Consider the following 13,413-nt stretch of genomic DNA (forward strand, 5'->3'; position numbering starts at 1 on the left):
ATTATTTCTACATAAATTTACTCTCTCCCGTAAAACCCTTTTCTGAAATGTCAAATTGGATCATAGAATGAAGCGGGAGGGATCAACATGAATTTACCCAACAGCAGCGCCGAGGTAACCTTTCAGGAAAACAATCGGGAGTTTTCTTACCGCGGTACCGTAGTTCTTACTCTGGCTGCCCAGTATCCGGAAATTCGACTCAGGGAAAATCCAAACGCCCAGGCCAGAATCAATTCCCGGTTCCGGCAGCAGGGGGCGGAGTTCTCCCGGTATGCGGCGGCGACCCTGTACCGGCAGGCAGTCAGGGATTATCACAGTGCGCAGGAGCATGATTATCCGTTCAGAACATACGACGCGGTGATGAAATATGAAATTACGCTGAACCAGGACTGTTATCTCAGCTCATACCGAGACCGGTATGAGTTTACAGGCGGTGCTCATGGCAATACAATCAGGGCTTCCGATACCTTCAGCCTGAAAAGCGGAAGAAGATTTTCGCTGTCCCATTTTTTCGCACCGGGTCAAAATTACCGCCGTGTAGTTGCCTCCAAAATACTCAGGCAGGCGGAAGAAAACATGCGGCAAAACCCCGGCATTTATTTTGATGATTACAAACATCTGATCCTGAAATATTTTAATCCTGAAAATTACTATCTGACTCCCGACGGGGTGACAATCTATTACCAGCAGTATGAAATTGCCCCTTATGCATCCGGAATTGTAACCTTTATGATTCCGTATGATTCCCTTGGTATTGTGCTGTCCTGTTTGGGAAGAGTACCTCAGTTTTAAAAAACGGACCGGGCGGCTTGCGGGCCGCCCGGTTGATTGATCAAGCATCGGATCTGCTAAAATTTTAATATAGAAATAGAAAGAGGAAAATTTTGAATCTCGATTTTTTACATCAGGGTACCGAGCAGCGAAGGGAACGAATTCTTCACGGAAACATTTTACAAACCCTCTTGATGCTGTCTATGCCCACGCTGATGATGAGCGTCATCCAGGCGATGCTTCCTTTGTCGGACGGACTTTTTATCAATAACGCGGCGGGTACGCTGGTGGCAAGCGCCGTTACATACAGCGAGCCGGTCATCAATATGATGGTGGCGCTGGCGCAGGGGATCAGCGTGGCGGCAATGGCGGTGATCGGCCAGGCAAACGGCCAGGGTGACTTTAGCAAGGTCCGGCATATCTCCGTGCAGGTGGTAGCATTTGCTTCCATTATAGGAATCTGCGCCGCGCCGTTATCGGCCTTGGCGGCATTTCCGGTCTCCGCGAACGTCGACCCGGAAATTTCTCATAATGTATTTCTTTACATCAGTCTTTATGCGTTTGTTTTGCCGTTTTCTTTTCTGGAGAGTATTTACAACGCGATTAAAAACGCGACGGGTAAGCCGGAAGCCACGTTTATCCGTATGGTGCTTTTACTGGTCCTGAAAATTCTATTTAACATTGTCTTTATCGTTATGCTTCGTCTGGGAATTGTGGGCTGTATTCTTTCTTCGCTTTTTTCCAACATCCTGATTTGCGTCTGGATGTTTTATGAGCTGTTTATCAAGAACGGAGAGGACAAGCTGTCGCTTCGCGGGTTCCGTTTCGACCGGGATTTGATCATCCAGCTCGTCAGAATCGGGATTCCGGCCATGCTCGCAAGCCTGATGATGAATCTGGGATTTTTCCTGATTAACAACGAAACGCAGAAATACGGCGCTGTTGTTTTAAACGGCCAGGGCATTGCCAACAATATAACGGCGGTGTGTTTTAATCTTCCGGCGGCGTTCGGTTCCGCCGTGACGACGATGGTCAGCATCAATATCGGGGCGGCGCAGCCCGAGAATGCGAAACGCTCCTGCCGGGTGGGATGTGTGGCAAGCGCCGTGACCGCCCTTGCGATTATCGCGGTGATTGTACCGCTCTCATCCCATCTGACCATCCTGTTTACCCAAAGGGCCGATGTCCTTAACATTGCGAACCGTGCTCTGCACATCTACACGTACTCCGTCGTCGGGTTCGGCGTCTGCATGGCGGTACAGGGGGCGTTCATCGGTCTTGGCAAAACAACGGTTCCGCTTTTTCTCGGCATTCTTCGCATCTGGCTTTTGAGATATCTGTTTATTCTGGCTACGGAACAGTCGCTGCAGTATTATTCGGTCTTTTGGGGAAATCTTTTTTCCAATTACATGGCCGCGGTGATTTCGGTGGTTTTAATTCTTCGGGTAAAATGGGTATCAACCTTGACGTAAGAAGAATAATGTTTTTCTAGAACAGACGGCAAACTTAAAAAAGGGGCTGCTGCAAAATAGCCTCGTCGTAAAAAATGCACAGAAAATGCGCTTTGACTAGGCTTCTAAAGCCGTCTCAAGGCGCATTTTCTTGCTTTCAGGGCTGTTTATTTGTACAGTTAGCTATGCAAATCCATTTTGCAACAGCCCCATTGATATGCTCTGAATATTAAATCACCTGGGAAATGACGATGTTTGCCTGCGGCGTGACGGCTCCGTAGAGAACAGCCGCCCCCGTCGTGTTTACCAGTGCCAAAGTAGACGGCGTCGTTCCGATTGTGACAAGTGCGCTTCCGGAAATCTGTCCGGTGGTGGCAGGCATGGTGCTCGGGATATCGGTCAATCCGTTTAGTCTCAACGCAAAGGCAACGGACGCCGGACCAGCGGTTCCGTCGACGGAGACCCACCAGTTGACCAGAAAAGTGCCCGGAGCCGAAACGGTGAAAATACCTGTTGCGGCCGCATAGGTGATGGATGGGCTGGACGTGTTGAGAAGAGAATCGAAGAGCACGTTCGCGCCGCTTGCCAAAGTTGCGCCGGAGCTTCCCACCAGCTGTGCCTGAATCCCGGCCAGAACTCCAGCCGGTCCCGTTGGGCCGGTGTCTCCCGTCGGTCCGGTCGGTCCCGTTGGGCCGAGAAGGCCGGTTGGTCCGGTTGCGCCGGTAGGCCCCGTTGGGCCGGTAGGCCCTGTCGGGCCGAGAATGCCTATGATGGAACCGGTTGGGCCTGTCGGCCCCGTCGGTCCAATACAGCAGCAGCATCTGTTGCCTCTGAAGGCTTCCTGATTTGCTCCGGCAAAATTTGGATCCGGGTTAAAACCACAAAAATTTCCTTGACCGTTTAACTGGTTTTGAAAATATGTGTAATATTCATTTGGATTTGTCCCGTTATACATATTACAATCTCCCATCTGTACAGTAATTCGTTTCTATAAATTGTTTAGTACATAATATGAAAGACTTAATATTTGGTTAAGAACGAATCGTGAAAGATAATACCTTTTTCAAAAAAGAACGGGCAAGGCGCCCCCCTGGTCTCTGAAAAACCATTAGGGCTGGTTCAGTTGAATATCCGAATAGTCTTTGTGGCTGGAAAACCACTTCTTTGCGTATGAACAGGTTAAGACAGCTTGTTTCCCATCTTTACGAAGCGACTTGGCAACTGCTTCCATTAAGCGGGAAGCGATTCCCTGACCGCGTAGGGAATCGTCAACAAAGGTGTGGTTTATGTCTACAACTCCTTTCCGAATCTGAGGAAAGGTTACTTCCGCAACCGTTTTCCCGGCTTGATCCAGAAAAAATATTCGTTCCGGTTCATGTTTTAATACCATCTTGAATCACCTCGATTAAAGTATAGCACGTCCAATTCATTTCATAAAGAACAGTTCCCGGCAAAGCTGCCGGGAACTGCCTGAATATTAAAAGCAGAGAGTTATCTTCTGCAGAAATAGCAGCTAAGGAAGCGGAAAAGTCTGCATAATTCTTGATCGTTCAGCGCGCTCAGGTCGGCATTTGCCAGATTTTTCAGATCGGAAACGGCTTCAGTAAGATTTTCATTGGAAGCAAGGCTTTCAATTGCGTTTTCAAAATTGGAATCGTTGGCGCCATCTTCCCTGAAACGGCGATAGCATGACATGAATTGCACCTCCTTTTCATTGAGCTTTATATACTATGACAAGTAGACTCAGCTTGTCAATATGGCTCACGGGAATAGGCGGAAGCTAAAATAGCAGCCAGAAAGACGGGCTTTTTATAAAAATAAGGAGCGCACCCCATTGTACGCTCCCCGGGAGGGTCCGGAACAACTGCTCCTCACCTCGCACCTTTTAGTATGGCCGTTCTTTCATTGATTTAAACGATGCGGCAGAAAGGGATCAGTGCTTTTTTCCGGATATTTGCTGATTGGGATGTTTCTTTGCATAGGGATTGGCCGTTTGTACGGCTGGTCTTTTAAAAACCGGCGACGGGGCCGCAGAGCGGATCCCTTCCTGTTTATGCGGCAAATTGCGGACTGGAGGACAAGCCCCGTATTTCTGTTTCTGTACCGGTGACTTCGGAGCAGGAGGACGCTGCGGCATCGGTGACTGTGCGGACATCGTCGCAGAAGGCTTCATTTTTTGGCGTGGCTGCCTGTTACAAGGTGTATTCCAAACAAATGGAAAAAATCCCATTGGCATGATCATTCAACTCCTTTTCCATATAATATGCGGAAGAAGCAGTGCTTGAACATAATCCTGAAAAATGGTTATATCCGTGAACTCCCGGGGACAGCTCCGGGAACTTTGCGTTTTGCCGGTTTTCTGCTATACTGTAAACATTCTGATATTCGGAGGAAATTTTGGATGGAACTTGTGAAATCAATTTACCCGGAAAACCCCGCCGGCCGGTACAAGCTGCTGAAACAGCAGATGGAAGTCCTTTTGGATGGGGAAACGGATTGGGTCGCTAATCTTGCGAATGCGGCAGCTTTGCTGAACGGTGCTCTGCCGAACATCAACTGGGTAGGTTTCTATCGGCTTGTGAACGGAGAGCTTCTGCTCGGGCCGTTTCAGGGAAAGACGGCCTGCATCCACATCCCTTTTGGAAAGGGAGTGTGCGGTACGGCAGCCGCGAAGAATAAAACACAGGTGGTTGCGGATGTGCATCGTTTTGAGGGGCACATCGCTTGCGATTCCGATTCGGCGTCCGAACTGGTGATCCCTCTCCGCATCAAGGATGGAGTGGTCGGTGTGCTCGATATTGACAGCCCGGTTTTAAAGCGGTTCAGCGATGAAGACGCGCGTGCGCTGGAAGAAATTGCAGAGATGATTTCCGGCGGATGCGAATGGACGAAATCTTAAAAACCTTCCGGCTGTCTTTTGACGGCCGAAAGGCCTTTTTAATTTTGTAAGCAAATTGTTAGCAACAAGGCTATGTTCTTTTTATTATGCGATATTATTTGACACAGTAATCCTCGTAAGCACGATGCGACTTTAGAACAAAACACATGAAAAAGTCCCGCCAAACCTGAGTTTTTCAGGAGTGGCGGGACTTTTGCTTTGGAGCTGCTAACGCGATTCGAACGCGTGACCTCGTCCTTACCAAGGACGTGCTCTGCCAACTGAGCCATAGCAGCATTGGCGACTCGGATCGGGATCGAACCGACGACCTCTAGCGTGACAGGCTAGCGTTCTAACCAGCTGAACTACCGAGCCATACTGCGTATTTGAGCAACGACAACGTATGTTATTATACTGAAACGTACAAAAATTGTCAACTTCAATTTTTTTAATTAATAAACGCAATATGTAGTATAAAAACAATAAATAATAGATATTATGTAACAATATATTGATGTATATTACAGGAACAGAAATAAAAAATTATTTTATCTTTTTATATGCTCGGAGAGAGATAAAATATGACGGATTGCCTACAGTGAAACAAGATTTGACAGAAACAGCGGACAGGGGAGTCTATAATTGAATTTAATCCGACAGGGGGAGAACTTCTTGAAGCAAACCATATACATAGATATTCTAGTCGGTGTGAATTTGTTCATCAATTATCTGTTGCTGCTTTGTGTTTCTAAATTTCTGGCGCTTCCTGCAAAACGGAAACGCCTTATGGCAGCGGCTTTTCTTGGTGCGGCTTATTCCCTGACGATCTTGTTGCCGGAAATCAATCCGATTTTGTCTCTGCTTTTCAAGCTGATGATGTCCCTGAGCATCGTTGCCGCGGCTTTCGGGTTCCGAGGCCTTCGGGAATTGATTCGCCAGACGGTTGCTTTTTATTTAATCAGTTTTGCTTTTGCCGGCTTCATGCTGGTTTTGTGGTATTTTTTTGCCCCTCAGGGCTTGATGATTCGAAATTCAGTCGTTTATTTTAATATTTCGCCGCTTGCGTTAATTGTATTAACTGTTTTATGTTACGGTTGCATTCGCCTGTTCCAGCGAATCACAGGGCGGCAAATGCCGAAAAATCTGAACTGTCGGATTGTAGTTGACTGCGGGGGTAAGACCTGTGACTGCACTGCACGGGTGGACACGGGAAACTCTTTAAGAGAACCGTTTTCCGGCGATCCGGTGACAGTGATCTACGAACCGGTGGTTGCGGGAATGATACCGCCAAAGGACGGCCTGAATTTCCGGCTGATCCCATTTGACGCGATTTCCGGCGGCGGGCTGCTGGAGTCTTTCCGCCCGGATCGGATGACGATTTGCGTTGGCAGAGAAAAAATTGTGACAAATAACGTCTATATCGCTGTATCAAAAACCAGATTCGGAGAATTCGACGCCCTGCTGAATCCGGATTTACTGCAAAAAACGTCCGACTAAATCTGGCCGTGGACGGACGCGTTTATAAAGCCGCAGGCGGCAGCGGCAAAAGGGAATGAGTGGAAATGAACATGAATCGGCGAATAAGGGAATGGTACAACAGGTTGCTGCTGCTGTTTTATCGGCTGCGGCTGAGCGGGCAGGTTCATTACATCAACGGGCCGGAAACGCTTCCTCCGCCGCTTACCAAGCCGGAGGAAGAGAAAGTCATGAACAATATCATGAACCATGTTCCCAATGCCCGCGAGCCGCTGATTACGCACAATCTTCGGCTGGTCGTCTACATCGCGAAGAAATTTGAATCCTCCAGCGCGAGCGTGGAGGATCTGATTTCTATCGGAACCATCGGGCTGATCAAGGCGGTGAACACATTCTGCCCCGAACGGAATATCAAACTGGCTACCTATGCATCGCGCTGCATCGAAAATGAAATACTGATGTATCTGCGCAAAACATCTCAGCTGAAAAACGAGATATCCATAGACGACCCCCTCAATGTTGACTGGGACGGCAACGAACTGCTTCTTTCCGATATCCTGGGCAGCGACCAGAACGCGGTTAACGTAAATATAGAGGAAGAAGTGGAGCGCGATTTGCTGCGCAGCGCGGTTTCCCGGCTGGCTCCGCGCGAAAAGGAAATTATGCAGCTTCGGTTCGGGCTCAACAACAGCAGGGAACATACCCAAAAGGAAGTCGCCGATACGCTCGGTATCTCCCAGTCTTACATATCACGCCTTGAAAAGAGAATTATAGAGCGCCTCAAAAAAGACCTGGAACGGGTCAGCTGAGAGTACGTGATGATTCCGCCGCGGCGCGCAGAATCCGGTAAGCGTCCAGCAGCTTTTCATAACTGTAAAACCGGCAGTTGGCGGGGCTTGTGGAGGGCAGCGCCACGGCGGCGAGTCCGGTGCCTTTCAGGCAGAGCCTGCGGTAGAGAACGGCGGCTTTTGTTCCGGTCGTGAAGACGGTATGGATCCCGGTGCGGGCAAGAAGCGCCGCGATGTCATTCGGTACCGGTTCCCGAATGCTGCCGTCGTCCGCGCCTTCAATGACGCAGCTTTTCAGGACATCCCAGAGGGCGATTCTGTGACTGAGCAGAATCGCCCTCTTTTCACCGTTCGTTTTGGGAAGAGGCAGTTCGTACAGGTCGGCAAGAATGCGCCAGAAGCGGTTCTGGGGATGCGAATAATAAAATCCGCACTCTCTGGATTTTGGAGAGGGCATGGTTCCCAAGACCAAAACGCGCGAGTTTTCGTCATAGACCGGTTCCAGTGGATGTACAATGCGCTCCGTCATCCAGTTTCCCTCTTTCCGTTTTTACATAATCCAGCAAAGCTTCCCGCTGATTCGCACATTTGCCTTCGATGACCGCATCGAGCAACAGGGTGAGCAGGCGACCGACCTCAGCGCCCTCCGGAACTCCGGCATCAATCAGGTCGGCGCCGTTCACGGCAAGATCACACAGGGAAAAGCATTGCTTTTCCCTGATAATGGTTTCAAACATTTCCCGTATATTTTCCAACAGCGGAAGCTTTTCCTGGTCTTTCAAACTTTTTGCCAGCGTATCCGCCCTGCGGACTTCGATCAGCATTCGCAGGTCGTCTTCACCCAGGCGGTTGAGGCGCCGGCGCAGTATTTTTTCACCTCCGGACAGCGACAGGTCGTGCTGCCGAACCAGCAGTGCAACCGTGCCGATCATTTTTCGGCTGTACCTCAGGCGCTTCAAAATAACATCCGCCATTTTACCGCTTATCTCCGGATGACCGTAGAAATGGCCGATTCCGCTACGATCCTCCGAGTAGCAGTACGGTTTTCCGAGGTCGTGCAGAAGCATGGTAAGCCGAAGCGTGGGATCGGCAGGCGCGGCGGCAACACTCCTGATGGTGTGCTCCCACACATCGAAAATATGATGCGGGTTATTCTGAGGAAAATCGAAGGAGGCCCCGATTTCCGGAATAAATTCTTCAATGACGCTCCGGTATTCCCTTAAAATACGCTCTGCTCCGGGGCCGCATAGGAGCTTTGTGAATTCAGAGCAAATCCGTTCCCGTGCGATTCCATCCAGCATGGTTCGGTTTCGATTCAGGCTTTCGGCTGTTTCAGAGTCGATTGTAAAATCCAGTACGGAGGCAAAACGCAGAGCCCGCAGGATCCTGAGGCCGTCCTCACGGAACCGGATGTCCGGGTTTCCGACGCAGCGAATCGTTTTCTGCTTCAGATCGTCCCGTCCGCCGAATCGGTCCACAAGCCCGCCGGTTCTGCGGTATGCCATGGCATTGACAGTGAAGTCCCTTCGGGACAGATCCTCCGTCAACAGGCCGGTAAACGTAACTTCATCCGGTCTTCTGCCGTCGGAATAGGCCCCGTCAACGCGGTAGGTGGTCACTTCTATCGGCATTCCATCGCTGAGCACCGTGACCGTTCCGTGTTTCAGCCCGGTCTTGATGATTAAAAATCCGTTCAAAACGCGCATTGTTTCCTCCGGCAGAGCGGACGTTGCAACATCCCAGTCCGTCGGTGCTTTGCCAAGCAGGCTGTCACGGACGCACCCTCCGACAACGCAGGCGTCGAACCCGTTGCGGGTCAGAATTTGCAGTACGGAATCGACCTGAGAGGGTATTTTGACAATCATGATGGTTCCTCGCTTTTCAATCAAATTCTGTCGAATCACAAGAAAGATTATTTGTGTTATGCCCTGCATGATCCTGCGCATTCATGGTAATAATGACATTGAAATGCGGCGGATGGGGGCGTGTGTGAAGTGCAATATAATAAAGTGGAAATCTGCGGGGTTAACACTTCGAAACTGAAAGTTCTCACCGAAAAGGAAAAAATGGAGCTTCTTCGCCGCGTAAAGGACGGAGACATGAGGGCTCGGGACGAATTAATCAGCGGAAATCTCCGGCTTGTGCTCAGTGTGATCCAGCGGTTCACCAACCGGGGAGAAAATTTGGACGATCTGTTTCAAGTGGGCTGCATCGGTCTGATCAAGGCAATCGATCACTTCGACATCAATCAGGGCGTTCGTTTTTCCACTTACGGCGTGCCGATGATCATCGGAGAAATCAGGCGGTATCTTCGCGACAACAACAGCATTCGCGTCAGTCGTTCCCTGAGGGACACCGCTTATAAGGCGATGCAGGTCAAAGAAAAAATGATGGCGAAGAACAGCAGGGAGCCGACGGTGGAGGAAATTGCGAAAGAGTTGGATATGCCGCGGGAAGAGGTCGTCGTGGCGCTGGAATCCGTTGTGGAGCCTGTTTCTCTGTATGAACCGGTTTTCTCAGACGGCGGGGATACCATCTATGTGATGGATCAGGTCGGCGACAACAACGACGACAATAACTGGCTTGACGAGATCGCGCTGAAGGAAGCAATCAAAAATTTAAACAACCGGGAAAAGAACATTTTATCCATGCGCTATTTTCAGGGAAAAACCCAGATGGAGGTCGCTTCGGAGATCGGCATCAGCCAGGCCCAAGTTTCGCGCCTGGAAAAAGCCGCGCTTGATAAAATCAAAAAGGACATATAAAATGCAGGGGGAAAGGTTCCTTTCTATTCGGGGGCCTTTCTCCTGCTTTCAGTTCATGCAGGAATACCCCGAAACCGAACTAAAAATTTTATCTATTGTAACATTTCTTTTCTTCGCAATCAAATAAATCCCATTCCCGGCATAAAAATGGGTATGGGGGGTATGGAAAATGACTTGCAGAATGTTTGACATGCGCCGGAAAGAGGTTATCAATATCAAAGACGGAATGCGTCTCGGCAGCGTAAGCGATATAGAATTCGATACGACAAATGCCAGAGTCGTGGCGGTCGTCATTTACGGGCGCCTTCGCCTGTTCGGGCTGCTGGGCAGGGAAGACGACATCGTAATTCGCTGGCAGGACATTCAGGTAATCGGTGACGATACGATTCTGGTTTCGTACAACAACTACCTGAAAGCGAAAAATTCCTCGCACAGCCTGGCGAATTTTCTGGGTTTCAAATAACGAGTCAAATGAAAAAGGCTTGTATTTCGTCGCGTCTCATGCTATAATATTCCCGCTAAAACACACGCCGATGCCGGCCCGGGGTGCCCGAAAGGGTGGAGGGTTAATTTTATGCTCGGCGGAGGAAAAACTAAGGAGGATTTAGCAATGGCAGTAGTATCCATGAAACAGCTTTTGGAAGCAGGCGTCCATTTCGGACACCAGACAAGAAGATGGAACCCGAAAATGGCGGAGTACATCTTCACGGAACGCAACGGTATTTATATTATCGACCTGCAGAAAACCGTTCGCAAACTGGAGGATGCGTATAATTTTGTGCGCGATCTGTCAACGGACGGAAAGTCCGTGCTGTTTGTCGGAACGAAAAAGCAGGCTCAGGAATCCATTAAAAATGAAGCGGAACGTGCGGGCGCTTTCTATGTAAATGCGCGCTGGCTGGGCGGCATGCTCACGAATTTCCGTACAATCCGCCGCAGAATTGACCGTCTGAATCAGCTTAAGACCATGGAAGAGGACGGTACTTTCGAACTGCTTCCCAAGAAAGAAGTCGGCAAACTGAAACTTGAGATCGAGAAACTCGAAAAGTTCCTCGGCGGTATTAAAGATATGAAGAGCCTTCCCGGCGCGTTGTTTATCGTGGACCCGAGGAAGGAAAGAATTGCGGTCGCAGAGGCAAGAAAACTGAATATTCCGATTGTTGCGATTGTTGACACGAACTGCGACCCGGACGAAATCGATTATGTAATTCCGGGAAACGACGACGCAATCCGTGCCGTGAAACTGATTTCTGAGACAATGGCGAACGCAATTATTGAAGGCAGAGAAGGCCGTATGGGCGCAGCTGCCGCAGCGGAAAAGGAAGACGAGTCTGACGAAAGCGTCAAGGAATAATCCTTTTCCAACTGAAAACAAAATGAATGAAGCGGAGGAATATAACATGACTTTTACAGCTAAAGACGTCGCGGCCCTTCGCGCTAAGACAGGCTGCGGAATGATGGATTGCAAAAAAGCGCTGGACGCTTCCGGCGGGGATATGGACAAGGCGATTGATTTTCTGCGTGAAAAAGGTCTTGCCGCCGCAACGAAAAAAGCGGACCGTATTGCGGCGGAAGGCGTCGCATACGTTGCGCTGAATGACGCCGGCAACATCGGCGTGGTGATTGAAGTGAACGCGGAAACTGACTTTGTGGCAAAGAACGCGGAATTCCAGGAATTTGTCAAGACCTGCGCAAACACCGTGATTGAGCAGAATCCCGCGGATGTGGAAGCTTTGCTTCAGTGCAAGGCTTCCGGTTCCAATGAAACAATCGACGCGATTTTGAAAGAGAAGATTCTTAAGATCGGCGAAAATATAAAAGTGCGCCGTTTCCGTCGGATGGAAGGCGCGCTGGGCGCCTATATCCACGCGGACGGAAAAATCGGTGTCCTTACCAAATTCGACACAACCGCTGAAATCGCCGCAAAACCGGAGTTCCAGGAATACGCGAAGGATGTCTGCATGCAGATTGCCGCGATTGTACCGCAGTTTCTGGATGAGGAAAGCGTTCCGGCAGATGTTGTCGAACATGAGAAGAGCATTCTGAAACAGCAGATTATCGATTCCGGCAAACCTGCCGAAATCGCGGATAAAATTGTGACCGGCAGATTGCAGAAATTCTTTAAGGAAGTTTGCCTTGTCGACCAGCTTTATGTAAAGGATGACAAGCTGACCATTAAGGATTTTACGGACCAGACTGCGAAGAAGCTCGGCGGCACCATCAAAATCGTCGATTTTGCACGTTTTGAAAAGGGCGAAGGCCTTGAGAAACGTCAGGATAATTTTGCGGATGAAGTCGCGGGCATGGTTAAATAATTCATTCAATTCGTTTTTTGGCAGCGCAGATTGCATCTGCGCTGCTTTTTGTTATCATTCAAAAACTCCCGGTTATGACTGGACGCTTAGAAAAGCTCTAGCGGTGAGCTAAAATGCAAGTTGTACCTTGCCTGCAATCCTGCTGATTGCGGAAAACGGAATAGACATTTTATGAAACGCGAAGGGCTTTGGCGGGGAGAGGGTGCAGCCCCTCCCACATCGGTTCTCTTCCGCACAGAATTGCTTTCAATTTTCTGTGCGGAAGGGGGCAGGGGGTGAGCAGCGACGCTGCAAGTGTAAGATACTCCGAGCGCCTTGAGGCGCAGCCGGTAAAACAGGGCTTTGCCCACATAGGAAGAACCCCCGGCTGTGCCGGGGGTGGCTATTGTTTTGGGGGCAGATCATATGGACCGTACAATAAAAGTTCAAAGATCCAAACGAAAAACGATGTCGCTTTCCGTAAACAGAAACGGCGAGATCATTGTGAAAGCTCCCTTATTTCTGAAAAACGAGGTCATAGAGGAGTTTATCGGGAAACATGAAATGTGGTTGACAAAGCAGCTTTATTTTTGGAATGAACGGGCCGCAAGGGAGCGGGCGCTGGCACTGGCGATGACCCCGGAAAAAATAGCGGCGCTGAAGGAACGGGCACGGGCTGTTTTGAGCGAAAGGGTCAATTATTACAGTAAAATCATGGGGGTTCATCCGGTCGGGCTGAAAATCACCTCCGCCAGAACGCGCTGGGGGTCCTGCAGCGCGAAAAATGCTCTTTGCTTTTCTTATCGCCTGATTTTGCTGGAGCCGGATGCCGTAGATTATGTTGTCGTACATGAGCTTGCACACATCCGGGAGAAAAATCATGGCCCCGGATTTTACCGGGAAATAGAAAAATATCTTCCGGATTACCGAAGACGGATTCAACTGCTCAAAGAAAGTCAAAATAAAATCGGTTTATGATGCCGATACAAA

Annotated in this window: 15 protein-coding genes and 2 tRNA genes; 10 read left to right on the forward strand and 7 right to left on the reverse strand. The window is 49.4% G+C overall.

Features of this window, described 5'->3' with window-relative positions; translation table 11 throughout:
* Positions 1-87 precede the first annotated feature (87 nt).
* Positions 88-792, forward strand: a complete 705-nt coding sequence (locus tag HCR03_RS01370; RefSeq protein WP_066644432.1) for a DUF3298 and DUF4163 domain-containing protein — start codon at positions 88-90, stop codon at positions 790-792.
* A 92-nt stretch (positions 793-884) separates the two neighbouring features.
* A complete protein-coding gene (locus HCR03_RS01375) occupies positions 885-2,243 on the forward strand; it encodes an MATE family efflux transporter (protein WP_228725050.1) in 1,359 nt (452 codons plus the stop codon).
* Between the two features lie 208 nt (positions 2,244-2,451).
* Here the strand turns inward: HCR03_RS01375 and HCR03_RS01380 are convergent, their stop codons facing one another.
* From HCR03_RS01380 to HCR03_RS01390, 3 genes are all read right to left on the reverse strand, one after another.
* A complete protein-coding gene (locus HCR03_RS01380) occupies positions 2,452-3,177 on the reverse strand; it encodes a hypothetical protein (protein ID WP_139104015.1) in 726 nt (241 codons plus the stop codon).
* 153 nt (positions 3,178-3,330) lie between these two features.
* A complete protein-coding gene (locus HCR03_RS01385) occupies positions 3,331-3,612 on the reverse strand; it encodes a GNAT family N-acetyltransferase (RefSeq protein ID WP_066643814.1) in 282 nt (93 codons plus the stop codon).
* A gap of 101 nt (positions 3,613-3,713) precedes the next feature.
* Complete coding sequence (locus HCR03_RS01390; protein ID WP_187036344.1) at positions 3,714-3,917, reverse strand: hypothetical protein; 204 nt, start codon at positions 3,915-3,917, stop codon at positions 3,714-3,716.
* Positions 3,918-4,623: 706 nt separating this feature from the next.
* Between HCR03_RS01390 and HCR03_RS01395 the strand changes: the two genes are divergently transcribed.
* Positions 4,624-5,121 (forward strand): GAF domain-containing protein, encoded by a 498-nt coding sequence (locus tag HCR03_RS01395; protein ID WP_156990688.1) that lies wholly within the window; start codon positions 4,624-4,626, stop codon positions 5,119-5,121.
* Between the two features lie 199 nt (positions 5,122-5,320).
* Here the strand turns inward: HCR03_RS01395 and HCR03_RS01400 are convergent.
* Positions 5,321-5,396, reverse strand: a tRNA-Thr gene (locus tag HCR03_RS01400).
* A gap of 2 nt (positions 5,397-5,398) precedes the next feature.
* A tRNA-Asp gene (locus HCR03_RS01405) sits at positions 5,399-5,475 on the reverse strand.
* Positions 5,476-5,772: 297 nt separating this feature from the next.
* On the opposite strand from HCR03_RS01405, the gene HCR03_RS01410 reads away from it, so the two are divergent.
* Positions 5,773-6,597 (forward strand): sigma-E processing peptidase SpoIIGA, encoded by an 825-nt coding sequence (locus HCR03_RS01410; RefSeq protein ID WP_187036347.1) that lies wholly within the window; start codon positions 5,773-5,775, stop codon positions 6,595-6,597.
* Between the two features lie 65 nt (positions 6,598-6,662).
* Positions 6,663-7,385, forward strand: coding sequence for an RNA polymerase sporulation sigma factor SigE (sigE, locus tag HCR03_RS01415; protein ID WP_407926827.1), 723 nt, complete (start codon positions 6,663-6,665; stop codon positions 7,383-7,385).
* Here sigE and HCR03_RS01420 read toward each other — a convergent pair.
* Entirely contained in the window at positions 7,378-7,893 is a 516-nt protein-coding gene (locus HCR03_RS01420) for a DNA-deoxyinosine glycosylase (protein ID WP_066643819.1), read from the reverse strand. The genes sigE and HCR03_RS01420 overlap by 8 nt on opposite strands.
* Entirely contained in the window at positions 7,853-9,229 is a 1,377-nt protein-coding gene (locus HCR03_RS01425) for a CCA tRNA nucleotidyltransferase (RefSeq protein WP_187036351.1), read from the reverse strand. The genes HCR03_RS01420 and HCR03_RS01425 overlap by 41 nt, the downstream gene beginning before the upstream one ends.
* 129 nt (positions 9,230-9,358) lie before the next feature.
* On the opposite strand from HCR03_RS01425, the gene sigG reads away from it, so the two are divergent.
* The 5 genes from sigG (at position 9,359) to HCR03_RS01450 (ending at position 13,401) form a co-directional block, all read left to right on the forward strand.
* Complete coding sequence (gene sigG, locus HCR03_RS01430) at positions 9,359-10,129, forward strand: RNA polymerase sporulation sigma factor SigG (protein WP_066643820.1); 771 nt, start codon at positions 9,359-9,361, stop codon at positions 10,127-10,129.
* 169 nt (positions 10,130-10,298) lie between these two features.
* The gene (locus tag HCR03_RS01435) at positions 10,299-10,592 is read left to right on the forward strand and encodes a YlmC/YmxH family sporulation protein (protein WP_066643821.1); all 294 of its coding nucleotides are present in this window, start codon (positions 10,299-10,301) and stop codon (positions 10,590-10,592) included.
* Positions 10,593-10,739: 147 nt separating this feature from the next.
* Positions 10,740-11,483: a 30S ribosomal protein S2 gene (gene rpsB / locus HCR03_RS01440; RefSeq protein ID WP_066643887.1), complete on the forward strand. Its 744-nt coding sequence runs from the start codon at positions 10,740-10,742 to the stop codon at positions 11,481-11,483.
* A gap of 46 nt (positions 11,484-11,529) precedes the next feature.
* Positions 11,530-12,444 (forward strand): translation elongation factor Ts, encoded by a 915-nt coding sequence (gene tsf, locus HCR03_RS01445; RefSeq protein WP_187036353.1) that lies wholly within the window; start codon positions 11,530-11,532, stop codon positions 12,442-12,444.
* Between the two features lie 405 nt (positions 12,445-12,849).
* On the forward strand, positions 12,850-13,401 hold the full coding sequence (locus tag HCR03_RS01450) for a M48 family metallopeptidase (protein WP_066643824.1): 552 nt from the start codon (positions 12,850-12,852) through the stop codon (positions 13,399-13,401).
* Positions 13,402-13,413: the final 12 nt, after the last annotated feature.

The organism is Caproicibacter fermentans, from assembly GCF_014303955.1.
Classification (GTDB): Bacteria; Bacillota; Clostridia; order Oscillospirales; family Acutalibacteraceae; genus Caproicibacter; species Caproicibacter fermentans.

Bases quoted from the DNA above. Each gene is read 5' to 3' on its own strand.
- HCR03_RS01370 (WP_066644432.1), top strand. From the start codon at position 88: ATGAATTTACCCAACAGCAGCGCCGAGGTAACCTTTCAGGAAAACAAT.
- HCR03_RS01380 (WP_139104015.1), bottom strand. From the start codon at position 3,177: ATGTATAACGGGACAAATCCAAATGAATATTACACATATTTTCAAAAC.
- HCR03_RS01385 (WP_066643814.1), bottom strand. From the start codon at position 3,612: ATGGTATTAAAACATGAACCGGAACGAATATTTTTTCTGGATCAAGCC.
- HCR03_RS01390 (WP_187036344.1), bottom strand. From the start codon at position 3,917: ATGTCATGCTATCGCCGTTTCAGGGAAGATGGCGCCAACGATTCCAAT.
- HCR03_RS01395 (WP_156990688.1), top strand. From the start codon at position 4,624: ATGGAACTTGTGAAATCAATTTACCCGGAAAACCCCGCCGGCCGGTAC.
- sigE (WP_407926827.1), top strand. From the start codon at position 6,663: ATGAACATGAATCGGCGAATAAGGGAATGGTACAACAGGTTGCTGCTG.
- HCR03_RS01420 (WP_066643819.1), bottom strand. From the start codon at position 7,893: ATGACGGAGCGCATTGTACATCCACTGGAACCGGTCTATGACGAAAAC.
- HCR03_RS01425 (WP_187036351.1), bottom strand. From the start codon at position 9,229: ATGATTGTCAAAATACCCTCTCAGGTCGATTCCGTACTGCAAATTCTG.
- HCR03_RS01435 (WP_066643821.1), top strand. From the start codon at position 10,299: ATGACTTGCAGAATGTTTGACATGCGCCGGAAAGAGGTTATCAATATC.
- rpsB (WP_066643887.1), top strand. From the start codon at position 10,740: ATGGCAGTAGTATCCATGAAACAGCTTTTGGAAGCAGGCGTCCATTTC.
- tsf (WP_187036353.1), top strand. From the start codon at position 11,530: ATGACTTTTACAGCTAAAGACGTCGCGGCCCTTCGCGCTAAGACAGGC.
- HCR03_RS01450 (WP_066643824.1), top strand. From the start codon at position 12,850: ATGGACCGTACAATAAAAGTTCAAAGATCCAAACGAAAAACGATGTCG.